The 22,606-nt window shown below is 65.8% G+C and carries 22 protein-coding genes; 15 read left to right on the top strand and 7 right to left on the bottom strand.

Features of this window, described 5'->3' with window-relative positions:
• Positions 1 to 78 precede the first annotated feature (78 nt).
• Positions 79 to 981, bottom strand: a complete 903-nt coding sequence (locus tag N7422_RS07910; RefSeq protein ID WP_279806030.1) for a LysR family transcriptional regulator — start codon at positions 979 to 981, stop codon at positions 79 to 81.
• A gap of 129 nt (positions 982 to 1,110) precedes the next feature.
• On the opposite strand from N7422_RS07910, the gene N7422_RS07905 reads away from it, so the two are divergent.
• The 7 genes from N7422_RS07905 (at position 1,111) to N7422_RS07875 (ending at position 8,616) form a co-directional block, all read left to right on the top strand.
• Positions 1,111 to 1,941 carry an oxidoreductase gene (locus N7422_RS07905; RefSeq protein ID WP_279806028.1) on the top strand — a complete coding sequence of 277 codons (831 nt, stop codon included), beginning with the start codon at positions 1,111 to 1,113 and terminating at the stop codon, positions 1,939 to 1,941.
• A 162-nt stretch (positions 1,942 to 2,103) separates the two neighbouring features.
• A complete protein-coding gene (locus N7422_RS07900) occupies positions 2,104 to 2,619 on the top strand; it encodes a flavin reductase family protein (protein ID WP_279806026.1) in 516 nt (171 codons plus the stop codon).
• Between the two features lie 9 nt (positions 2,620 to 2,628).
• Positions 2,629 to 4,308 (top strand): FAD-binding protein, encoded by a 1,680-nt coding sequence (locus N7422_RS07895; RefSeq protein WP_279806025.1) that lies wholly within the window; start codon positions 2,629 to 2,631, stop codon positions 4,306 to 4,308.
• Entirely contained in the window at positions 4,296 to 5,051 is a 756-nt protein-coding gene (locus N7422_RS07890) for a glucose 1-dehydrogenase (protein ID WP_279806023.1), read from the top strand. Before N7422_RS07895 ends, N7422_RS07890 begins: the two co-directional genes overlap by 13 nt.
• Position 5,052: 1 nt before the next feature.
• Positions 5,053 to 6,129 (top strand): ferredoxin--NADP reductase, encoded by a 1,077-nt coding sequence (locus N7422_RS07885; RefSeq protein ID WP_279806021.1) that lies wholly within the window; start codon positions 5,053 to 5,055, stop codon positions 6,127 to 6,129.
• Between the two features lie 96 nt (positions 6,130 to 6,225).
• On the top strand, positions 6,226 to 6,972 hold the full coding sequence (locus N7422_RS07880; RefSeq protein ID WP_279806020.1) for an SDR family oxidoreductase: 747 nt from the start codon (positions 6,226 to 6,228) through the stop codon (positions 6,970 to 6,972).
• A 66-nt stretch (positions 6,973 to 7,038) separates the two neighbouring features.
• Positions 7,039 to 8,616 (top strand): FadD3 family acyl-CoA ligase, encoded by a 1,578-nt coding sequence (locus N7422_RS07875; protein ID WP_279806019.1) that lies wholly within the window; start codon positions 7,039 to 7,041, stop codon positions 8,614 to 8,616.
• Positions 8,617 to 8,685: 69 nt separating this feature from the next.
• On the opposite strand, the gene N7422_RS07870 is transcribed toward N7422_RS07875, so the two are convergent.
• Together N7422_RS07870 and N7422_RS07865 are read right to left on the bottom strand one after the other, a co-directional pair.
• The gene (locus N7422_RS07870; RefSeq protein ID WP_279806017.1) at positions 8,686 to 9,558 is read right to left on the bottom strand and encodes an SDR family NAD(P)-dependent oxidoreductase; all 873 of its coding nucleotides are present in this window, start codon (positions 9,556 to 9,558) and stop codon (positions 8,686 to 8,688) included.
• Positions 9,559 to 9,560: 2 nt separating this feature from the next.
• A complete protein-coding gene (locus N7422_RS07865; RefSeq protein WP_279806016.1) occupies positions 9,561 to 11,294 on the bottom strand; it encodes an FAD-binding protein in 1,734 nt (577 codons plus the stop codon).
• A gap of 206 nt (positions 11,295 to 11,500) precedes the next feature.
• On the opposite strand from N7422_RS07865, the gene N7422_RS07860 reads away from it, so the two are divergent.
• From N7422_RS07860 to N7422_RS07845, 4 genes are all read left to right on the top strand, one after another.
• Positions 11,501 to 13,078 (top strand): DUF1302 family protein, encoded by a 1,578-nt coding sequence (locus N7422_RS07860; protein WP_279806015.1) that lies wholly within the window; start codon positions 11,501 to 11,503, stop codon positions 13,076 to 13,078.
• Positions 13,079 to 13,102: 24 nt separating this feature from the next.
• The gene (locus N7422_RS07855; protein WP_279806014.1) at positions 13,103 to 14,479 is read left to right on the top strand and encodes a DUF1329 domain-containing protein; all 1,377 of its coding nucleotides are present in this window, start codon (positions 13,103 to 13,105) and stop codon (positions 14,477 to 14,479) included.
• Between the two features lie 58 nt (positions 14,480 to 14,537).
• Positions 14,538 to 15,284 carry an enoyl-CoA hydratase-related protein gene (locus tag N7422_RS07850; protein WP_279806013.1) on the top strand — a complete coding sequence of 249 codons (747 nt, stop codon included), beginning with the start codon at positions 14,538 to 14,540 and terminating at the stop codon, positions 15,282 to 15,284.
• Positions 15,285 to 15,418: 134 nt separating this feature from the next.
• The gene (locus N7422_RS07845) at positions 15,419 to 15,880 is read left to right on the top strand and encodes a hypothetical protein (protein WP_279806012.1); all 462 of its coding nucleotides are present in this window, start codon (positions 15,419 to 15,421) and stop codon (positions 15,878 to 15,880) included.
• A 79-nt stretch (positions 15,881 to 15,959) separates the two neighbouring features.
• On the opposite strand, the gene N7422_RS07840 is transcribed toward N7422_RS07845, so the two are convergent.
• Positions 15,960 to 16,748 carry a hypothetical protein gene (locus N7422_RS07840; RefSeq protein ID WP_279806011.1) on the bottom strand — a complete coding sequence of 263 codons (789 nt, stop codon included), beginning with the start codon at positions 16,746 to 16,748 and terminating at the stop codon, positions 15,960 to 15,962.
• A 219-nt stretch (positions 16,749 to 16,967) separates the two neighbouring features.
• Here N7422_RS07840 and N7422_RS07835 point away from each other — a divergent pair, with 219 nt between their 5' ends.
• Positions 16,968 to 17,405 (top strand): arsenate reductase ArsC, encoded by a 438-nt coding sequence (locus N7422_RS07835; RefSeq protein WP_279806009.1) that lies wholly within the window; start codon positions 16,968 to 16,970, stop codon positions 17,403 to 17,405.
• 30 nt (positions 17,406 to 17,435) lie between these two features.
• Here N7422_RS07835 and N7422_RS07830 read toward each other — a convergent pair whose 3' ends face one another.
• The 3 genes from N7422_RS07830 to N7422_RS07820 form a co-directional block, all read right to left on the bottom strand.
• Entirely contained in the window at positions 17,436 to 17,600 is a 165-nt protein-coding gene (locus tag N7422_RS07830) for a hypothetical protein (protein WP_279806008.1), read from the bottom strand.
• Between the two features lie 92 nt (positions 17,601 to 17,692).
• A complete protein-coding gene (locus N7422_RS07825; RefSeq protein WP_279806007.1) occupies positions 17,693 to 18,619 on the bottom strand; it encodes an alpha/beta hydrolase in 927 nt (308 codons plus the stop codon).
• The gene (locus N7422_RS07820; protein ID WP_347815261.1) at positions 18,606 to 19,448 is read right to left on the bottom strand and encodes an SDR family NAD(P)-dependent oxidoreductase; all 843 of its coding nucleotides are present in this window, start codon (positions 19,446 to 19,448) and stop codon (positions 18,606 to 18,608) included. Before N7422_RS07820 ends, N7422_RS07825 begins: the two co-directional genes overlap by 14 nt.
• Positions 19,449 to 19,632: 184 nt before the next feature.
• Here N7422_RS07820 and N7422_RS07815 point away from each other — a divergent pair, with 184 nt between their 5' ends.
• The 3 genes from N7422_RS07815 (at position 19,633) to nudE (ending at position 22,583) form a co-directional block, all read left to right on the top strand.
• The gene (locus tag N7422_RS07815; RefSeq protein ID WP_279806005.1) at positions 19,633 to 20,676 is read left to right on the top strand and encodes a Rieske 2Fe-2S domain-containing protein; all 1,044 of its coding nucleotides are present in this window, start codon (positions 19,633 to 19,635) and stop codon (positions 20,674 to 20,676) included.
• A 135-nt stretch (positions 20,677 to 20,811) separates the two neighbouring features.
• On the top strand, positions 20,812 to 21,939 hold the full coding sequence (locus tag N7422_RS07810; protein WP_279806004.1) for a helix-turn-helix transcriptional regulator: 1,128 nt from the start codon (positions 20,812 to 20,814) through the stop codon (positions 21,937 to 21,939).
• A 92-nt stretch (positions 21,940 to 22,031) separates the two neighbouring features.
• The gene (gene nudE / locus N7422_RS07805) at positions 22,032 to 22,583 is read left to right on the top strand and encodes an ADP compounds hydrolase NudE (protein WP_279806002.1); all 552 of its coding nucleotides are present in this window, start codon (positions 22,032 to 22,034) and stop codon (positions 22,581 to 22,583) included.
• Positions 22,584 to 22,606 lie beyond the last annotated feature (23 nt).

The following is a 22,606-nucleotide window of genomic DNA, read 5'->3' as shown; positions in this document are numbered from 1 at the left end:
CTTGTCTTCCCCTTCTTTTAATTGCCCTTGATTATAACTAAACTAAATAACTGTTTAGTTGAGTTATATAAAACCCAATCACACCACCGCTCGATGAGATTCACGCGCAAAGTCTATGAATGCCCTCAATGCTGCGGGCACCTGCCTTCGGCTCGGATAGTACAGGTGCAATCCCGGATAATAGGCACACCAGTCGCCTAGCACCTGCTGCAACTCGCCGCGCTCCAGGTGTGCCTTCGCCATGTCTTCGAACACATAGGCCAGGCCAAGCCCCTGCATGGCCGGCGCCAGCATCAGGCTGACATCACCAAGTATCAAGGGTCCCTGCACTTCGACCTCCAGCGGCAGGCCACCCCGTTCGAACTCCCACCGATAAAGCGCCCCACTCGGGAAGCGGTGCCCGATGCACGGCAGCCCCTTCAGGTCTTCGGGGTGTTGGGGGGCTGGATGACGCTCGAAGAACGTGGGCGAACCGACCACCACCGACCGCAGATTCGGGCCGATCGGCAATGAGATCATGTCTGCCTGCAGTCGCTCACCCAACCGCACGCCGGCATCGAAACCCTCCTTGACCATATCCACCAACGCATCGTCGCTGACGATTTCCAGGCGTATATCCGCATAGGCACTCAGGAAGCGGCTGGCCAGCGGCAGCAGCGCGAGTTCCGCTGCTGCCCTGCCCGCCGTGATCCGCAGATTGCCCGAAGGCTTGTCGCGGAAATGGTTCAGGTCTTCCAGTGCATCGGCGATGTCGCGAAACGCAGGCTGCAGTCGCAGGTAAAGGCGTTCCCCTGCCTCGGTCAGCGCCATGCTTCGCGTCGTGCGATTGAACAGGCGTACGTCGAGGCGCGTTTCAAGAAGACGCAATGCGTGGCTCAGAGCTGACGGCGTCAGCCCCAGTTCCACTGCGGCACGGCTCAGATTGAGATGCCGGGCGATACACAGAAACATCGACAGGTCAGCGGTGCTGGAGAGCTTCATCTATGAGATTTTCTCAAAAGCCTATATAGGATTGATGGGATTATCACACGAGTCTCGGCATTTTAAAGTGCGTACAACTCATCAAGAAGGCCCCGCAAGGTGCGCGGTCGGATACAGGAGGAGTTGCACATGCGTACTTGGCTCATCACTGGCGCTTCCCGTGGTTTCGGTACCTTGATCGCCCAGCAGGCCCTGGCGGCTGGCGATGCGGTCATCGCGACGGCACGCAACCCGGCAGACATCGTGGCCCGGCTGGGCCAGCACTCGAACCTGTTGGCGGTGCGCCTGGACGTGACCGATGAACAGGCTGCCCACACGGCGGTGGCCGCCGGTATCGAGCGCTTCGGGCGTATCGACGTATTGGTCAACAATGCCGGCTTCGGCGTGCTGGGTGCGGTCGAGGAAACCAGCGCCGAGGAAACCGAGCGGCTGTTCACCACCAACGTCTTCGGCCTGCTCAACGTCACCCGCGCCGTCCTGCCTCACATGCGTCGCCAGCGCGCTGGCCATGTGCTCAACATCTCCTCGCTCGGCGGCTATCAGGCCTATATGGGCTGGGGGGTCTACGGATCGACCAAGTTCGCCGTCGAAGGTATCAGCGAAGCGTTGCACCAGGAGCTCGCCCCCCTGGGGATCAAGGTGACCGTGGTCGAGCCCGGTTTCTTCCGGACCGATTTTCTCGATGAGCAATCGCTGGTCAAAACAGGCCTGGAGCTGGCGGACTATGCCGAGACCGTCGGCGTCATGCGTAGCCACGCCGCGGCCGCCAACCATGCCCAGCCCGGCGATCCGGCGAAGCTGGCCAAAGCGCTGCTGGTATTGGCCAACACCCCGAATCCGCCACTGCGGCTGGCCCTGGGCAGCGATGCCGTCGCGCGCATCGAGGCCAAGAACGCCGCGGTCGCGAAGGAACTGGCGCAATGGCGGGAATTGTCGCTTTCCACTGATTTCACCGCCTGACCTTGCTCCTTCCCCGGCCTGAACCAGACACCGGTTCAGGCCGGGCGGCACGCACCGTCAACCAGGCATCCGGCGCGCCATGCCTAGTCCCGTCGGACGATGCCCGCCCTCCCCTCGACTGCAAGAATCCATCGCACCGAACCCGCAACCCGAGGCCGTGCGATGAACGACAACACTCTGAAAGCCGACATGCTCCAGGCCATGCGCCGTCTGGCCAAGTCCGTGACCATCATCAGTACCAGCGACGGCAGTCAGCGTTTCGCCATGGCCGCCACGGCGGTCGACTCGCTGAGCACCGAGCCGCCCTCGCTGCTGATCTGCGTCAACCAGAGCGCCTCGCCGCACGCGGCGCTGGCCGCGGGCGCAAGTTTCTGCGTCAACATCCTGGGGGTGGAACAGCAGCACCTCGCGCACCTGTGCAGCGGTAGCATCAAGGGCGAGGCGCGGTTCGGCCAGGGGCGGTGGCTGACCAGCGACGAGGGCATCCCTTACCTGGACGATGCCCAGTCATCCATCCTCTGCCGTCAGGACGGTCAGTTCGCCTACGGCACCCACACCATCTTCATCGGCCGTATCCTGCGCATTCGCAACACCCCGGCCATCACCCCGCTGGTATACCTGGACGGGCACTACACCACCACTGCCCTGCCCGCGCCCGCCGTGGCCAGTGCCGGCTGAGGCGCGGCCATGAGCGGGCAGGCGAACATGGCGCCGCTGCGCGTCGACAGTGCCGAGCAGGTGCGCTGGCAGCAGCAGGCCGACCTGGTGGTGGTCGGCTTTGGTGGTGCCGGTGCCTGCGCAGCCATCGAGGCTGCCAGCCACGGGCTGGAGGTGTTGGTCCTGGAGCGCTTCGCTGGTGGCGGCGCCACGGCCCTAAGCGGTGGCGTGGTCTATGCGGGGGGCGGAACGCCTCAGCAGGCGCAGGCCGGCTGCCAGGACAATCGCCAGGCGATGTTCGCCTATCTGCGTCAGGAGGTGGGTGAAGCGGTCAGCGAAGCGACCCTGCGCGCGTTCTGCGACGCCAGCCTCGAGCAACTGGAGTGGCTGCAGCGCCAGGGCGCGGTATTCAAAGGCAGCCTTGCACCGCACAAGACCTCCTACCCCAGCGACCGCTACTACCTCTACTACTCCGGCAACGAGGCCGTACCGGCCTACGCCGCCGCGGCATCCCCCGCGCCGCGTGGGCATCGCTGCAAAGGCAAGGGGCTCTCCGGGGCCAGTCTGTTCAAGGCCCTGGCCGACAGCGTGCGGCGCCTCGGCGTCGAGGTGCGTAGCCAGTGCGCGGTTCGGCGCTTGATCGTCGATCGCCACGCCCAGGTGGTCGGGGTCGAGGCCTGGCAGCTTGCCCCGGACAGTCGCGCGGCGCGCCAGCATGCCCGCCTGGCGCGCTGGGCCAATGCCGTGCAGCTGTACGCGCCGGCGCTGTCCGAGCGTCTGCGTGCACGCATGCGCCAACTCGAACAGCGCCACGCCCAGCCGTTGCGCGTGCGCGCTCGGCGAGCCGTGTTGCTGGCCAGCGGCGGTTTCGTGCTCAATCGCGACATGCTGCGTCAGCACGCCCCGCGCTACCTCGATGGCCTGCCGCTGGGCGGCAACGGCTGCGACGGCAGCGGTATCGCCCTGGGTTGCAGTGTCGGCGGCAACCTCGGGCGCATGGACAAGGTCAGCGCCTGGCGCTTCATCAACCCGCCGCTGGCCTGGGCCCGCGGGCTGATCGTCAACGCCCGTGGGCAACGCTATGGCAATGAAGAGCTGTACGGCGCCACCTTGGGCCATGCCATGGTCGAGGAACAGGACGGCCGCGCCCTGCTGATCCTCGACCGCACTTTGCGCAACGAGGCGTTGCGACAGGTCGGACCAGGCAAGGTGTGGTCGTTCCAGCGCCTGCCAGTGCTGCTCAACCTGTTGCTGAACTGCCGCCGCGGCGACAGCCTGGCGCAGTTGGCCACACGCTGCAAACTACCGCCCGCGGCCTTGCGCCACAGCGTCGACAGCTACAACCGCGCCGCCCGTGGCGAAATCGCCGACCTGCACGGCAAGTCACCAGCGATGCGCCACGACCTGTCCCAAGGCCCCTGGTATTGCCTGGACCTGTCCTACGCCAGCCGCCTGTTCCCCTGCCCGACCCTGACCCTGGGCGGCCTGCGGGTCGACGAACAGAGTGGCGCGGTACTCGATGAGCACGGCCAGCCGATCGCTGGCCTCTACGCCGCCGGCCGCTGCGCGGTAGGCGTCGCCTCCAACCTGTATGTCTCGGGCCTGTCCCTGGCCGATTGCGTCTTTTCCGGTCGACGCGCCGCGGCCCATGTGGCTGGGCGCGCCGCCAATCCCCACGTCCCCACAGGAGAACAACCATGCAACGTGTAGAAGGCAAGGTCTGCCTGGTCACCGGCGCCGCCAGCGGCATCGGCCGCGAAGACGCCCTGCTGCTGGCCCGCGAAGGTGCCCGGGTGGTGCTCACCGACCTCAACGAGGAGGCCGGCCGTGCGGTGGCCGCCGAGATTGGCGAACACGCCCTGTTCCTGCGCCATGACATCGCCAGCGAAAGCGACTGGCGGCAGGTCATCGCCACGACCCTGGACCACTTCGGCCGCCTCGACGTGCTGGTCAACAACGCCGCGATCCTTGCCACAGGCAGCATCGAGGACACCAGCCTGGAACTCTGGCAGCGGGTGCAGCGGATCAACGGCGATGGCTACTTCCTCGGCTGCAAGTACGCCATCGAGGCCATGAAGAAAAACGCGGGCGGCTCGATCATCAACATGTCGTCGGTGGCGGCCCTGGGGGCCATGCCGATGTTCTGCGCCTACTCAGCGTCCAAGGGCGCGGTGGCGGCCATGACCCGCTCCATCGCCCGTCACTGCAAGGAACAGGGTTATCGCATCCGCTGCAACAGCGTGCACCCAGACGGCGTCAACACCCCCATGACCCAGGCCCTGGCCGGCGGCCAGCCAATCCCCCAGGAACGGCTCGACCAGGACCCGATGAACCGCATGTGCGCGCCGCGCGATATCGCCAACGTGGTGCTGTTCCTGGCCAGCGACGAGTCGCGCTTCGTCAATGGCGCCGAACTGCGGGTGGACAACGCGCAACTGATCAGTGGCATCTGAGATGGACCTTCAGGCTACCGTGGACCACGTTCAGGCTGCCCTCGCGGCGGATACCCTGCGCCTGCAGGTATGCGCCGTGATCGATGAGACTGCCGATGCCCGTTCGCTGCTGTTCGAGGTGCCCGAAGCCCATCGACAGCGATTGGCCTACAAGCCCGGGCAGTTTCTCGGCTTTCGGGTAACCCTGGATGGCAAGCGCCTGACCCGCTGCTACTCCATGTCCAGTTCGCCCTGGACCGAGGACCGGCTCAAGGTGACCATCAAGCGGGTCGCCGGGGGCCTGGTGTCCAACTGGATGAACCAGCACGTGCAGGTCGGCGACTGGCTGGACGTGCTGCCCCCGGCCGGGCATTTCTGCCTTGACCGGCAACAGGCCGCCGACGCCAGTCGAGCGCTGGTGCTGTTCGGCGGCGGCTCGGGCATCACGCCGGTGTTCTCCCTGCTCAAGTCCGTGCTGCACGCCGGCGATCGTCCCGTGCTGCTGGTGTACGCCAACCGCGATGAAGCGTCGGTGATCTTCCGCGACGAGCTGCGCCAGCTCGCCAGGATGCACCCCGAGCAGCTGCAGGTGATGCATGTGCTGGACACCCTGCAGGGCTTTCTCGACGCCGCCCAGGTCCGCCAGCTGATACGCCACTGGCGAGGCGCGGACTACTTCATCTGTGGGCCCGGCCCCTTCATGGACACCGTGGAAAGCACCTTGCTGGCACTGGGCGAGGAACGCGCCAGGATCCGCGTCGAGCGTTTCGTCTCGCCGCTGGATGCAGCCACCGAAAACCATGAACCGCCTGGCGACAGTGATTGCGAGCAACTGCTGGTGGAGCTCGATGGCGTGCTCCACGAAATCGCCCCGGCGCCCGGTGCGACGCTGTTGCAGAGCTGCCGCTCGGCCGGGCTTGAGGTGCCGTTCTCCTGCGAGGAAGGTTTCTGCGGCGCCTGCATGTGCACCGTAGAGGAAGGCCAGGCGCGGCTGGCGCGCAACGACGTGCTCAGTACCGCGGAGCTCGCGGCTGGCTGGACCCTGGCCTGTCAGGGCCGCCCTCAGGGCGCGCGGGTGCGGCTGAAGTTTCCCGGCTGATCGCCCGTAGTCCTTACGGACGATCCCGCCGGCCCACGCAACAGGTAGACTCGCCAGCGCAACAGCTCCACAACAATAAAAGACAGAGGTTCGACTATGGCTCGTTTGCAAGACAAGGTCGCAGTGGTCACCGGAGGGGCGTCAGGTATCGGCCTGGCCTGTGTGCGCCGTTTCAGCGCCGAGGGCGCCCAGGTGGTCAGCCTGGACGTCGGCCAGGCACCGGCGGATTGCCCTGGTCTGTTCATGACCCTGGACGTGCGCGACGAGGAACAGGTGCGCCAGGTGATGCACGAGGTGATCCAGCGCTTCGGCCGCCTCGATGTGCTGGTCAACGCCGCCGGCATCGCCAGCCAGGGCAGCGTCACCAGTACCAGCAGCGCCGACTGGCAGCGCGTCCTGGACATCAACCTGACCGGCAGCATGCTCACCAGCAAGCACGTGCTGGGGCAGATGCAGGCCCAGCGCGGCGGCTCGATCATCAACATCGGCTCGATCTTCGGCCTGCAAGGCTGCGACGGCAATGTCGCCTACAACGTCGCCAAGGGCGGCATCAACCAGCTGACCCGCAGCATGGCCATCGACTACGGCCATGCCAACATCCGCGTCAACGGATTGTGCCCGGGCCTGATCGAGACGCCGATGACCAGCATGGTTCGCGAGCAACAGGCATTCCATGCCTTCTTCGCCTCGCAGCACATGCTCAACCGCTCCGGGCAGCCGGAGGAAGTGGCCAGCGTCGCGCTGTTCCTGGCCTCGGACGAAGCCTCGTTCGTCAGTGGCCAGATGATCGCCGTGGACGGCGGATTCTCCGCCGGCCGCCGCTTCGCGCCGCCCAGCGCCTGATCCAGCCGGCCGGGCCTGGTGCCCGGCCTCCCCTCCGCTCAACGATCCTCTGCCTGAGGAGGCCGCATGCCGCCCGTGGAAAATGCCCAGACCGTCCCGCAACTGTTCGCCCTGGCCGCCGAGGCCCACGGCGAGCGCCCGGCCATCGAAGAGCCTGGGCATACACTCAGCTATCGCCGCCTGGACCAGCTGCGCCGCCAGGCCGCCCGCGCCCTGCTCGCCCTGGACGTGCCGGTGGCGGCGCGGGTGGCCGTGTGGGCGCCGAACCTGTGGGAGTGGATCGTCGCCGCCGGCGCGCTGCACAGCGTCGGCGCCACCCTGGTGCCGCTGAACACCCGCATGAAAGGGTCCGAGGCCGCGCAGGTACTGCGCGACAGCGGTGCCTGCGTGCTGTTCTGCATCAGCCGTTTCCTCGACACCGACTACCCGGCCCTGCTGGCCGGCCAGGCACTGCCCGCGCTGCGCCAGGTCATTCACCTGCGCCCGGCAGGCGTCCGAGGGGATGGCCTGGACTGGGACGACTTCCTCGCCCTGGCCGAACGGGTACCAGAAGCGCATCTGCTCGAGCGTGAGCGGCAGGTGAGCGGCGAAACCCTGTCGGACCTGCTGTTCACTTCCGGCACCTCGGGCAAGCCCAAGGGCGTGATGACCAGTCATGGCCAGAACCTGCGGGTGGTACGCGACTGGAGCGAGATCGTCGGCCTGCGTCGGGGCGACCGCTACCTGATCGTCAACCCGTTCTTCCACTCCTTCGGCTACAAGGCCGGCTGGCTGGCTGCGCTGATGCGTGGCTGCACCCTGCTGCCGCAGCAGGTGTTCGACGCCCAGGCCGTACTCGAATGCATCGAGCGCGAGCGCATCACCGTGTTGCCTGGGCCGCCGACCTTGTACCAGTCGCTGCTGGCGCACCCGCATCGCACGCGCCACGACCTGGGCTCGTTGCGCGTTGCCGTGACCGGCGCCGCGTCGATCCCGGTGCAGATGATCCAGCGCATGGGCAGTGAACTGGGCTTCAGCACCATCGTCACCGCCTACGGGCTGACCGAGACCTGCGGCTTCGTCACCCTCTGCCGCGCCGGTGACAGCGCCGAGCGCGTGGCCACCACCTGTGGCCGGGCGATGCCGGGTGTCGAGGTGCGTTGCGTCGGCCCGCAGGGGCGCACGGTCGCAGCCAACCAGCCGGGCGAAGTGCTGGTGCGCGGCTACAACCTGATGCAGGGTTACCTGAACGATCCTGTCGCCAGCGCCGAGGCGATCGATGCCGACGGCTGGCTGCACACCGGCGATGTCGGCGTGCTCGACGAGGCGGGTTACCTGCGCATCACCGACAGGCTCAAGGACATGTTCATCACGGGTGGCTTCAATGTGTACCCGGCAGAGATCGAACAGACCTTGCTGCGCTACCCCGGGGTCGCCCAGGCCGCGGTGATCGGCCTGGCCGACGAGCGCCTGGGCGAGGTGGCGATGGCGTTCCTGCTGCCGATCCCAGGACAGTGCATCGACGAGGCGCCGTTCCTGGCGTGGTGCCGTGAGCACATGGCCAACTACAAGGTGCCACGGCGGGTGCAGGTGCTCGACAGCATGCCGCTCAACGCCACTGGCAAGGTGGCCAAGCAGGTGTTGCGCGACCGTGTGGCCGGATAGGACGAGATTTGCACCACCGCTGCACATACGGGTTTACCCGCGCCTGCGCGGGCAGACCCGTATGTGCGTTCATATGACCCGCGCCGGATGCTGCTTGCGCGGCTCGCCCAACAGCGCATGGTGGGAAGGCGGCTGACGCCCGTCCGCCTCGGTGATGCCATAACGCGCAGCGATCTGCGCACTGATCAGCGTCTGGCCGCTGAGCTCGGCCAGTTGCGGATCGTTGAGCAGCGCATGGATCAGGCGCCCGTTGAAGCCCGGGGTCTCGGCATGTTCCAGGAATGCCCGGTACTGCTCTTCATGCTGTTGGGCGGCGATGCGCGTGCGTTCGGTCAGTTGCGGGCCGAGCCACAGGGACAGCGCCGCCACCCCGCGCCCCTCGAAATCGACGGCCATGTCCGCCGCCAGCTTGTCGCAGCCGGCCTTCTGTGCCCCATACGCTGGCCCATGCATGTAGCACCCGGCACCGAACGACGAGGTGAAGCACACCAGCGCCCTGCCACTGCGCAACAACAGTGGCGCGGCGTGATAGCTGGCAACATAGGCCGAACGCAGGCCGACATCGAGGATGCGCACCAGCGACAGCGGCTTTTCCCAGAACGGCCCCGGCTCGATCAGTTGCTCATGCACATGGGCCACATTGTTGACCAGCAGATCCAGCCGCCCGCTTTCGACCTCGATGCGCTGGAACAGCGCCCGCACCTGCTCGTCGTCGCCATGATCGCAGGCCACGGCGACCCCACACCCGCCGGCGGCGTCGATCGCCGCGGCGGTGCCCTGCAGGTCACTGGCCAGCGCCTGGCCGTAGAGCATCGCGCCGCCCTGCCCCGGCATGCGCCCGGTGATGTAGACCGTCATGCCCGCCGCGCCCAGCGCCAGGGCGATGCCGCGCCCGACACCTCGGCTGGCACCGGTCACCAGGGCCACTTGTGATGCTTGCATGGTTACCTCCCGTTCGAGGCCGGGGCTACCTGCCCCTGGCGCTGTTGGCTATGCACATGAAGATGGTTGGCGGCCAGGTAGCCGAAGGTCATGGCCGGGCCCAGGGTGGCGCCGGCGCCGGGATAGGTGCGCCCCATCATCGAAGCGGCGCTGTTGCCGATGGCGTACAGGCCGAGGATCGGCGAGCCGTCCTCATGCAGCACCTGGGCGTCGCCGTTGGTCAGCAGGCCACCCTTGGTGCCGATATCACCGGCATCCACCCGCACCGCGTAGAACGGCGCCTTGCGCAGCGGCGCCAGGCAAGGGTTCGGTTGCACGCCAGGGTCGCCGTAATAGCGGTCGAACAACGACTCGCCCTTGCCGAAGTCATCATCGCGCCCCTGTATGGCCATGGTATTGAAACGCTGCACGGTGCGTTCCAGGCCGGCGCCATCGACACCGATGCGCGCCGCCAGCGTGGCCAGGTCGTCGGCCTTGTACAGCATCGCACGCAAGTGCGCGGGCAGGCGCCGGTCGGGCTGGACATAGCCCGGCAGCAAAGGGCCGCAGGGATACTTGCGCCGGTAGTCGGCGTCGAACACCAACCAGCACGGCACGCTCCTGGCGCCGTCGCGGTTGTGCCCGTACATGGCGTAGACGATGTCGCTGTAGGGCGCGCCCTCGTTGACGAAACGCTCGCCCGCCGAGTCGACCAGGATGCAGCCGGGCAGATTGCGCTCGATGAACAGCGCACGCTGTTTTTCCTCGCCCGCCACCTGCACGGTGGGCGCCCACCAGCTGTGTTCCATCAGTGCGGTGCGTGCGCCGACGGCCTGGGCCGCGCGGATGCCGTCCCCGGTGTTGCACGGTGGCGTCGCGCTCCAGCGCGCCTCGGAGGGCTGCGGGTGATGCTGCGAACGCATGGCCTGGTTACGTTCGAAACCACCTGCGGCGATGATCACCCCATGACGTGCCTTGACGTTCAGCCACTGCCCGTCGCGCAGGACCCGGGCGCCGCCGATGCGGCCCTCGACGATCAGCAGCTGATCCAGGCTGCAGTTCAGCCACAACGGCACGCCACGGTCGAGCAACGAGCAGCGCAAGGCGCCGACCAGGGCATTGCCCAGGGTCAGGCGACGATCGCGCCGCGACAGGCGGCGCCCTTCAAGGTCGCGCCAGTAGCGCCACAGCACCCGCGCCGTCAGGCCCAGCCAGCCCTTGCCACGGCACAGCAGCACCCGCGCTTCCTTCATGGTCATGGCCATGCGCCCCATCATCAGGGTGCCGGGCGACGGCTCGCGCATGCGCAGGAACTCATCGCCCAGCGCCGCGGCAGCGAACGGCAGCGGGTCCATCGAGCGATAACCGGCCTTGCCACCAGGCACGTGCGGGTAATAGTCGGTGTACTGCGCCTGGGCTTCGAAACGCACGCGGGTGTCGCGCTCGAGGTACTCGACCATCGCCCGGCCCTGTTCGACATAGGCCTGGATACGCTCGTCGTCGACCTCGCCCTGGGTCACCGCCCGCAGGTACGCCACGGCCTCGGCCGCCGAGTCCGCGCCGCCCAGGGCAGCGATGCGGTGATTGTCAGGAATCCAGATCCCGCCGCCGGACACCGCCGAGGTGCCGCCATACTGCGCGCTCTTCTCGACCACCAGCGTGTCCAGACCCAGGTCATGGGCACGCAAGGCGGCGGTCAGGCCACCAGCGCCCGAACCCACCACCAGCACATCGCAACATTCATCCCACCTGATCATGCAAGTACCTCCTTCGGGACAGACCAAAAGCCATGGTCCGCCGCGCCACGAGGGTGAACATCGTCCGATGGGACTAGCGCGCCAGTGCCGCGACGCGTAGTCCACTCGGACGATGTTGGTGGCGGTGCGCGCGTCCCATAGTCGGCCCTGCTGCATCTCCCAAACCGCATGCCGGTCGGGCAGAACTGCCCGCGCACGAGGACGAAATGATAAGAACAACAATCGCCCCCCACCCGCTCAAGCCCCATGTATGCCTCCCTCTCCTGCTGCTGGCCGGGGGCATCGGCCAGAGCGCCAGTGCCCTGACTTTCCAGCCCAGCGATGCGTTGAGCGTGGACTGGGACACCACCCTGAGCTACAGCCTGGCCTGGCGTACCGAAAAGCGTGATCACAAACTGGTGAACAACGCCGACGGCAACGACGGCGACAACGCCTTCGATCGAGGCAGCCTGATTACCGACCGCGTCGGCTTTCTCACCGAGGCCAACCTGCGCTGGCGCGACGACTACGGCCTGTTCATGCGCGCCTCGGGCTTCTACGACCGGGTCTACGACCGCGGCAACGACAACGACACCGGCACCTCCAACTGTTTCGCCAGCGGCGTGTGCAGCCGCCCGGACCGTTTCGCCCAGGACACCATCGACCAGCACCGGGACGACCTGCGCCTGCTCGATGCCTACGCCTATGGCACCTGCGACATGGCCGGGCACAACCTCAACCTGCGGGTCGGTGACCAGGTGGTGAGCTGGGGCGAAAGCCTGTTCTACCCCGGCGTTTCCGGCGCGCAGAGCCCGGTGGACGCGACCAAGGCCACGACCCCCGGCGTGGAGGTCAAGGAAGTGCTGTTGCCGGTCGGCCAGGTGTTCGCCCAGTTCAGCCTGACCGACGACCTGGATCTGGAGGCCTACTACCAGTACAAGTGGGAGAAGACCCAGCTGTTCGGCGTCGGCAGCTACTTCTCCATCACCGACTACATCGACCGTGGCGGTTACAGCGACGCCAGCGGTTTCGTCAGCCGCCTGGAGGACGACGAGCCCGCCGACAGCGGCCAGTACGGCCTGGCCCTGCGCTACAGCGCCGCCTCGCTGAACAACACCGAGTTCGGCCTGTACTACGTGCGCTACCACGACAAGGCCCCGACCCTGGACTTCCAGAGCGACCTGGGCTTCTACCGCGCCCGCTACTTCGACAACATCGACCTGTATGGCGCCAGCTTCGCCACCGTGCTCGGCGACACCAGCCTGGCCGGTGAGGTGAGCTACCGCGACGGCCAGCCGGTGCTGGTCGACAACGGTTTCTCCAGCGCGGTAAGGGCCCGGACGCTGCAGGCGCAGGTCTCGGCCATCCATGTGCTGGGCCCGAGCGCCTTCGCCGACAACACCACCCTGACCGGCGAGCTGATCTACAACACCGTGCTGCACAACGACCGTTCCGACCCGCTCAGCCTGTTTCCCGGCATGACCCTGCCCGGCACCGACAGCCTGGTGAGCGACCGCGACGCCTGGGGCTACACGGTGCAGGTCAACCTCGACTACAACGACGTGTTCAGCGGCTGGGACATGTCCGTGCCGATCACCTACAGCACCGCCGCCCAGCACGACAGTGCCCTCTCCGGCTCGATCAACTATGGCCAGGGCGACGACCGCGCCAGCGTCGGCACCACCTGGCGCTACCTCGGCAACTTCACCGTCGAGGCCCTCTACAACCTGTACCTGGGCAACGCCAACAACTCCCCCCTGGCCGATCGCGACAACCTCGCGCTCAACTTCAAGTACCGGTTCTGAAGCTACCGATGGAGGATCACCGACATGTCTGACTTCAAGAATTCCTGGTTGCGCACCACCCTCGCCGTCACCCTGCTCGGCAGCAGCCTGACCCTGCAGGCCAACGTCGACGCCGGCGCCAGCCTCGGCGCGGGCCTGACGCCGATGGGCGCCGAGCGCGCCGGCAACGCCGACGGCAGCATCCCCGCCTGGACCGGCAAATGGCGCGGCGCCCCGCCCCAGGTCAAGTTCGCCGGCCCCGGCACGCCCTACCCCGACCCCTACGCCGACGAGAAACCGCTGTTCGTCATCGACGCGAAGAACATGGAGCAGTACGCCGCCAACCTCACCGACGGGCAAAAGGCCTTGCTCAAGCGCTACCCGAGCACGTTCCGCATCCCGGTCTACCCCAGCCACCGAGACTTTCGCGTCGACCCGGACACCGAGGCGGCCATCAGCCGCAACGCCCAGCACGCCAAGCTCAGCAGCGACGGCAACGATGCGATCGACGCCTTCGGCGCCTCGCCTTTCCCGGTGCCGAAGAACGGCAACGAGCTGATCCTCAACCACAACATGCAGGCCCGCGCGGTCACCGAGGAAGCCAACTACAACCAGGTGGTGGTCTACGCCGACAACAACCGGGTGCTGGAGAAGGTCAACTACAAGATCTACTCGCTGTGGTCCGACCCCAAGCAGAGCGCGCAGAGCGCCAAGGGCGTGTTCACCGACTTCCTGCTGACGACGCTGGAGCCGGTGCGCAAGAAGGGCGAGATCATCGTCGGCCACGAGTTCGTCGACGCCGCCGCGCAGCCGCGTCAGGCCTGGCAGTACACCCCGGGCCAGCGTCGGGTGCGCCGGGCGCCGACGGTGGGCTACGACTCGCCGACCGGCGCGGGAGGCTTCCGGGTCTATGACGAGGATCGCCTGTTCAACGGCGCCACCGACCGCTACGACTGGAGCATCGTCGGCAAGCGCGAGATCTACATTCCCTACAACAACTACAAGATCGACAGCCCGCAGGTCAGCCAGGCCGAGATCATCAACGCCGCCGGCCACGTCAACCCCGACCTGATGCGCTACGAGAAGCATCGCGTCTGGGTGCTGCAGGCCACGCTCAAGCCCAATGCCCGGCACATCTACGCCAAGCGCATGTTCTACATCGACGAGGACAGCTGGGCCGCGACCCTGGCCGACAACTACGATGGCCGTGGCCAGCTCTGGCGCACCAACATGCAGACCTCGGTGTACGCCTTCGACATCCAGCGCTTCCATGCGCGCCTGGGCATCTACCACGACCTGATCGCCGGCTCGTACATGGTCGACCGTCTGCTCGACGGGCAGAAACCGGCCCTGCTCAACGCCAGCAACTTCGGCGCGGACGAGTTCACCCCGGGCAACCTGCGCAAGCTCGGCACCCGCTGAGCCAAGGGCCCCGGTCGTCGCGACCGGGGCATTCCCTTTCCCAGACATCCCACCCGCCATGACCGAATTGATCGTACAGGACCTGGATCAGGGGCTGCTGACCCTGACCTTCAACCGCCCCGACAAGCTCAATGCCCTGAACCTCGCGATGTACCAGCAGCTCGCCGAATGCCTGCTGGCTGCCGATGACGACCCTCGGGTGCAGGTCATACTCGTCACCGGCGGGCCGTCGTGCTTCACCGCCGGCAACGACCTGCGCGATTTCCTCGACCACCCGCCACAAGGTATGGACAGCCCGGTGTTTCGCCTGATGCAGGTGGTCATCGCCCTGGACAAGCCGCTGATCGCCGCGGTGTGTGGTCCCGCCATCGGTATCGGCACGACCCTGTTGCTGCATTGCGACCAGGTGCTGGTCAGCCGCTCGGCCAGGCTGCGCATGCCGTTCGTACCCCTTGGCCTGAGCCCGGAGTTCGGCGCCAGCCTGTTGTTGCCGCGCCTGCTCGGCCATGCCCGCGCCGCTGAGCTGCTGCTGGGCAATGCCGTGCTCGATGGCCAGCAGGCCGTCGCCTGGGGGCTGGCCAATGCGCTGCATGAAGAGGGCGAACAGTGCCTGACGGCGGCCAGGCGACGGGCCCGTGAACTGCAGGCCATGCCCCAGGGCGCCCTGCGGGCCAGCAGGCGCCTGCTCAGGGAGGATTTGCGCGTGCAGCTGCAGACCACATTGCGGCGCGAATGTCGGCTATTCATCGAGCGTCTGGGGACAGCCGAGGCCAGGATGGCCTTAAGCAGGCTGCTTGAAGCGTGAGCCGGGTGACATGCAAGAACACCGTCATCACCTCGACACGAGGCGAAAGCCTGCTACAACATCACCATCTCCTGAAGCTCAGATATGAGCCAGGAACCGGGCCCATCGCCTCTGAGGTGCAAGGAGAATCGGACATGCCAGGACAACCTGTATCCAAGCTGGAAATTGCCGTTGAACTGCTCGACTCGGCGATTGCTCATTACCTGGATCCCACGCCTCGCTACTTTTCTGCAATCTCTTTGGCCGGCGCGGCGGAGGAGCTATTGGGAAAGTTCGCTGAACGAGCGGGTCAGACGCACGCTGCGGACAGCCTCAGCCAAGCCGCGCTACGAATAGCCCGCTCCTTTGAGGCCAGTGAAAAGACCACCCTTTCTTCAATCCGGCAACTTATGAACCATGCCAGGAACGCCACCAAACACATGGATCCCAACGCCCCTAGCCACGTTGAGTTTGACCCCCGCGAGGCGGCCAGGGACCTTATTGACCGCGCCATGACCAACTATTATTCCGTCGCTCGTGTCGCGGTCGAAGAGTTACCGGAAAATGTGGCTGAAACAGAACGAATGAGCGCTTACAATCAGCAGCGGCATGGTTGATCAGCCCGTTTCAGTCGCAACTGTCTACCCGGCACACCTCGCCTGCACAGAGACGAGGCCGTCAACACCATTGCATTGTTCAGTGCTCGCCAACCTGTGCTCGCAAGTCTGCTTTGGTGATGCTGCACAACCCGAGTGCAAATCGACGAAACAACGTTACGGCCTCTTCCACAAAATCCAAGGTCAAGGTGACTTTCGCCCGATCGGATTCTTTCCAGTGCTGCAGGGAGATTTTGCTATTGCCTTTGAAATGCTGGTAGATCGCATCATGCTTTCGATCATCCAGATCCAGCACTCCGCCGGCATGAGTGATCACGTTGCGCAGACCCGCAAACATTTTCACCGCCTGCCAATCGGCGCCGGTGAACAAGTGAGGCAGGCCATACTGTTTCGACAGGATGTTTTTGACGCGCTCGATACCACGGTTTTGCGACCGCAGCTCTACTCCCTCCGCCGCCAGATCATCCGCATGCGTCGCAAAGCAAGCGACGATTCTGTCGAGGGTCGTCTCAAACAGGCTGTAAATCAGCAAGAACGAAGATGATGCTTGCAATGCGGGAAATACCTCGCTCAGTCGCCAGCCTTCATCCTCATAGCTGCCAAGCAGCTCGTCCTTCTCATCGTCGTCCAGTCCGGCGAGCTGCTCGTCAAGCAATGCCTGAAAGGACTTCCGCTCTTGTTCGAGCGCGCGCCGTTCATAACGAATATGCTCAAGGAGGTTATCAAACTCGATGCGAAAACCTGCGTACATGAAAGGCGTAACCAAAGTGTGCTGCATCATTAAACACCCGTGTTTCAAGTGAGAGACGGCGGCAATAATATGCAGGCCAAAACAGCAGGCGCAACAAATAAAATCTTTATTAACCATCAACGCTATTTTGTTTTTCGCAGCAGCGCCGCATACTTAACTTTCGCGCTCGCACCCATCCCCAAGACACTCACGCAATATGGGAAGTTTAAATCCTCCGGACGTTGCGTGCGCATCGACGCTTGGCGATTTTCCGCTTGATGAATTTTTCCTTACAGTCAAACGAAGCCGGGGCACAGGGATTAAGCTGGCCTGGTCATTCGCCAAGGGTATGAGCTCATGTCCCAACGCCTGCGCGTCCTGTTCGTCTGCATCGGCAACGATGCCCGCTCATTGATCGCTGAAGCGGTGCTGCGTCACGCAGACCCTGAGCATTTCGAAGCCTTCAGTGGTGGTGTGACCCCTGCCCCGGTGGATCCCCGCACCCTGGCGGTGCTGGAACATGCCGGCATTTCCACGGCGGGTCTGCACAGCAAGCCGCTGGAGGACTTCACCGGGAAGTCGTTCGACTACCTGATCGATCTCTGCGACAAGCAATCCGACGAGCTGGCGCAGCTGCCGCATTCCAGCGAAACCATTGCCTGGAGTTTCGCCAACCCGGTCGGGACAGAGGGCGATGAAGGTTTCCGTCACCTGCTGCAGCAACTGAGCGACCGGATCAAGCTGTTCCTGATGGTCAAGAACAGGCCGCATCCGCACAGCGACAAGCAACGCTGAGACGTTGCCGGTGTCACTGCGCCACAGCGCTCACGGCATCAGGCGCAGGCCGTACGACACGGGAGCCCAGCAAGGGGCGTGATTGACCTGGCAGTAATACGCCAGCGGAACAGGCAGTGGCCGTGTCAGCGCCGCCACATAGGCGGCGGCGAAGACACAGACGATCAGGGCAAGGCATGTTCTTGTTGTTTTCATGGCCATTCCTCTGCGTGGGCAAGGGCTGCGTGCTGCCAGACTAGAATCGTCGCGCCCTGCCCGCCTCGTCCGAATGGACGAGGCGACTGCCTTCAGGCCAGCGCCCGACGCACGTCCGCCGCAGCACCCAGCAAGGCGCGGGACGCCGCCTCGACGAACGGTGCCAGGTTGGCAAAGCCGTGTACCAGGCCCTGGCAACGCTCCAGTCGCACCGTCACCCCAGCCACGCGCAGGCGTTCGGCAAACGCCTCGCCTTCGTCGCGCAGCGGGTCGAATTCGGCCGTCAGCAAGGTGGTCGGCGGCAGGTCGCCCAGGCAGTCGTCGCGCAACGGCGACGCCAACGGATCGCCCCTCTGCTCGGGCGTCGCCAGGTATTGCCGCCAGAACCAGCCCATCATCGAGCGTGACAGCAGGTAACCTTCGGCGAACTCGGCATAGGACGCGGTATCGCAGGCGGCATCGGTGACCGGGTAGAACAGGCATTGATGACGGATGGCCGGCCCCTGGCGGTCACGCGCCAGACGGCTGACCGCGATGGCCAGGTTGCCGCCGGCGCTGTCCCCGGCCACCGCCAGGCGGCTGCCGTCGAAGCCGAGCTCGGCGGCCTGTGCGACCAGCCAGCAGGTGGCGGCATGACAGTCTTCGGGCGCTGCGGGAAAGCGTGCTTCCGGCGCCAGGCGATAGGCCACCGCCACCACCACCGCCTGGGTTTCCTGGGCCAGGGTGCGACAAAGATTATCGTGCGTGTCCAGGTTGCCGAGGACGAATCCGCCGCCATGGAAGAACACCAGCAGTGGCAAGTCGCGGCGGTCGGTCGGCCGGTAGAGCCGTGCCGCCAGCGAGCCCGCCGCGCCGCCGACCTGCAGGTCGAGCACTTGGGCCATGTCCGCCCCGGGCAAGGGCGGCATCTGGTTATCCGCCTGCAGGCGAAACTGACCGGCATCGAGGGTGGTGTAGTCGGGCTCGGCCAGCGCGCTGAAGTTCTGCAGCACGGCGGCAAGCTGGTTATCGAGCGGCATGGGATTCTCCCTGGACGTCAGCCATGACGAAACGTGGATTGCATTCATCGAGGATGCTGCGCAGGCGCTGCTCCAGCGCAGGCTTGAAGGACTTGTGCGGCAGGATCCAGAAGCGCTTCTCGGCCAGCGCCTCGAATACCTGCTCGGCCAGCGCACGCGGGGCCATGCCAGCGCGGATGCTGCCGTCGAGCGCGGCGCTGAAGGCGGCCGCCGGCCCTTCGGCCACCGCGTCGGAAGCCATGATCGCGCTGGCCACAGGCCCAGGGCAGAGCACCGAGACCGAGACCGGCGCGCCCAGCTGGGCCAGCTCGTAGTGCAAGGTTTCCGACAAGGCCACCACGGCCTGCTTGGTCACGTTGTACGGCGCCATCATCGGGCTGCTGACCAGGCCCGCCAGCGACGCGGTATTGATCACCTGGGCCGGACGCCCCTGCGCCAGCAACAGTGGCATGAAGCAACGGATGCCGTTGATCACGCCGTTGAGGTTGATGTCGAGCATGCGCCGCCACTGCCCGGCGTCGATCTCCCAGCTGTAGCCGGTCTGCATCACCCCGGCGTTGTTGAACAGCAAGTCGACGCCACCGAAACGCGCCACGGCGGCGTCGCGCAGGCGCGCAACCTGTTCGGCATCGCTGACGTCGGTCAGGCAGGCCAGCACGTCGGCCCCCTGTCCCCGCAACTGCTGCGTCAACGCCTCGAGGGCGTTCTCGTCGACATCCGCCAGCACCAGGCGCAGGCCCAGGCTCGCGCCCTGCTCGGCCAGCCCGCGACCGATACCGCTGGCCGCGCCGGTGATCACTGCTACTCGACCCGCCATCTTGTTCTCCAGACCGTGGCTGATGGGCGTCCAGTAGAACGGGCCCGGTAAGCGCGGCCATCGTCCGTTCAGACGATGACCGCAGCGTCACGGCCGGCAGAATCGACCCAGTGCCTCAGTTCCGCTTGCCGGGCCGCCTGTGACCGGGGTGGCGAAGAACGGCCAGCGGCCCCATCGAAGACCGGAGAACAACAAGATGAGCACACTGCACCGTATCGAAGCCAAGCTGCTGGAGGACCGTTATGCACGGGGCTGGCACTGCCTGGGCCTGGCCGACCAGTACCGCGACGGCCAGGCCCATCGCCTGGAGGTGTTCGGTACCCGCCTGGTGGCGTTCCAGGGTGAGGACGGCGAGCTGAACATCCTCGACGGCTACTGCCCGCACATGGGCGCCGACCTGAGCACCGGCTGCATCGAAGGCAACGCCATTCGCTGCCCTTTCCATGGCTGGCGCTGGAACGTCGATGGTGTATGCGACGACATCCCCTATGCCAAGCGCATCCCGCCGCGGGCGAAGATCAAACGCTGGCCGCTCATGGAGCAGAACCACCTGCTGTTCGTCTGGAACGACCCGGAAGGCAACCCGCCGCTCGACGCACAGGCCATCCCGCGCATCGACGCCTGCCACGACGACAGCTGGGCGAGCTGGGAAATCGCCGAGCTGAAGATCGAAACCAATTGCCGCGAACTGATCGACAACGTCGCCGACATGGCGCACTTCGGCAGCGTGCACGGAGCGCCGGTGGATGAGTTCAGCAACGTCTTCGAAGGCCACATGGCCACCCAGGTCATGCGCGCCCGCAGCGAGCGCCTGTCCGGCGACAGCGAGTTGACCACGGTGGCCACCTACTTCGGGCCGGCCTACCAGATCACCGAAATGAACGGTGCCATGAACGGCCAGCCGATCCACTCGATCCTGCTCAACAGCCACGTGCCGATCGACCTGAACAGCTTCACCCTGCGCTACGGCGTACTGGTGAAGAAAATCCCCGGACTCAGCGAGGAGCAGAACCAGGCCATCGCCAAGGCCTATGTGGCCCAGGCCCAGGCGGCGTTCTACGAGGACGTGGCGATCTGGCACAGCAAGACCCGCGTCGACAACCCACTGCTGTGCGACGGCGATGGCCCGGTGTACCAACTGCGTCGCTGGTACGAGCAGTTCTACACCGATATCGCCCTGCTCGATGCCGATACCCACGCCAGCAAGCGCTTCGTCGTGCGCAGCGGCGAGCGCGCCTGACCACCCTGTGCCTGGCACCCCGGCGCGGTCGACAGCGACCGTCGCCGGGGTTTGCACCCCGAGATTGCGCGCCAGCATGGACGCCGTTTATGCTCGCCGACGCCCATACTAATAAGAATATTCCGGTACCCAACCATGCAGAGTCTCAGCCTCGACGACTTCAGCGAGCTGGTCGGCCAGCTCTACCAGGGCCCGCTCGAAAACATCCCCTGGGGCACCTTCCTCAACCAGCTCAACGGCCTGCTGCACAGCAAATACGTGACCTTCATCCTGCGCCCGCCCAGCACCCAGGTGGATGGCCTGATGGTCAATACCACCGGCACCTCCCTCGAAGCCACTGCCTCCTACAACAAGCACTTCTACGCCATGGACCCTTTCGTCGACCTGCCCAACCGCGAGGTGGTCGCGCTGGCCGACTACCTGCCGGAGAGCGAGCTGGAGCAGTCGGAGTTCTTCCGCAACTTCCTCGAGCCGGTGGACGTGTTCCATATCCTCGGCGTGGACATCAACACCTGCGACGGTGCCCAGTGCCGTCTGCGCATCAGCCGCGGGCGTGACGACGCGGCGTTCGGCTACACGGAAAAACAGCTGCTGGCCGGTTTCGTCCCGCACCTGGAGCGCTCGATCAAGTTGCACATGCAGCTCAACCGCATCGAGACCGAGCGCAACCTGTACGCCGGCGCCGTCGACCAGATGGCCGTCGGCACCATCATCCTCGATGAAACCGGCAAGGTGCTGCAGACCAACCAGGTAGCCGAACGGCTGCTGCAGGAAAAGGACGGCATCAAGCAGGTCAACGATGGCCTGCAAGTCGGCAGCGCCCGCGATACCCAGGAGTTCCGTCGCCTGGTGCGCCAGGCGCTGGCGTCGCAGAAAGGCAACCTGGCCTCGGTGGTCGAGGCCATGCGCGTCAAGCGCCCGTCTGGACGCGCCGACCTGGGCGTGATCGTGCGTTCGGTGCCGCTGGCAACCTGGAGCGAAGGCAAGCAGTGCCCCACGGTGGTGATCTTCATCAGCGACCCCGAGCAGCAATCCTCGGCGCCCCAGGAAATCGTCCGCGCCCTGTTCGACTTCACCCCCGCCGAAACCCAGCTGGCCATGCTCCTGGCCAACGGCCTGACCCTCGACGAGGCCTCCGAGGAACTGGGCATCAGCCGCAATACCTCCCGCGCGCACCTGCGCTCGACCTTCTCCAAGACCGGCGTCACCCGCCAGACCATGCTGGTGCGCTTGATCCTGCGCAGCGTCGCCACCCTTGGCTGACGGGTAGCGCCGCCATCGTCCGCTCGGACGATGGCAGGCCGGGGGCGGCGGCGCACAGTGATGCCGTCGCTTACCGTTGCCAGAGGCCCGCCATGCGCCAGTGCCCCACCATCCTCAAGACCGAACTGCTGGCCGAAAGCAGCCATTTCCAGATCGAAGCCCTGCACCTGCGCTTCAGCAACGGCCAGCAACGAATCTACGAACGCCTTCGCGGCACCGGCTACCGCTCGGTGCTGGTGGTGGCCATGCCCGATCCACGGCATGTGCTGATGGTGCGCGAGTATGCGGTGGGCGTGGAAAGCACCATCCTCGGCCTGCCCAAGGGCGGCGCCGACGAGGGCGAAAGCTACCTGCAGGCCGCGCAGCGCGAGCTGGGCGAAGAGGTCGGCCTGCACGCCGCGCGGCTGACCGAACTGGGCGAGCTGACCCTGGCGCCTGGCCACCTGTGTCATCGCTGCCGGGTGGTGCTGGCCGAAGAGCTCGCGCCCTGCAAGCCACCGCCGGGGGATGAGCCTGAGCCCCTCGAATGCCTGCCGGTGGCCCTGGCAGATATTCCCGCCCTGGTGGCCGGCGGCGAGCTGCACGAGGCGCGCGCGATCGCCGCGCTGTTCATGGCCATGGGAGTGTTGGCGCGCAGGGGGTGAGATCTGCAGGAACAGCGCCGATA

The sequence above is a fragment of the Pseudomonas sp. GD04091 genome (assembly GCF_029836165.1).
In the GTDB taxonomy this organism is placed as follows: domain Bacteria; phylum Pseudomonadota; class Gammaproteobacteria; order Pseudomonadales; family Pseudomonadaceae; genus Aquipseudomonas.
This window is presented reverse-complemented; position numbering and strand designations above follow the sequence as displayed.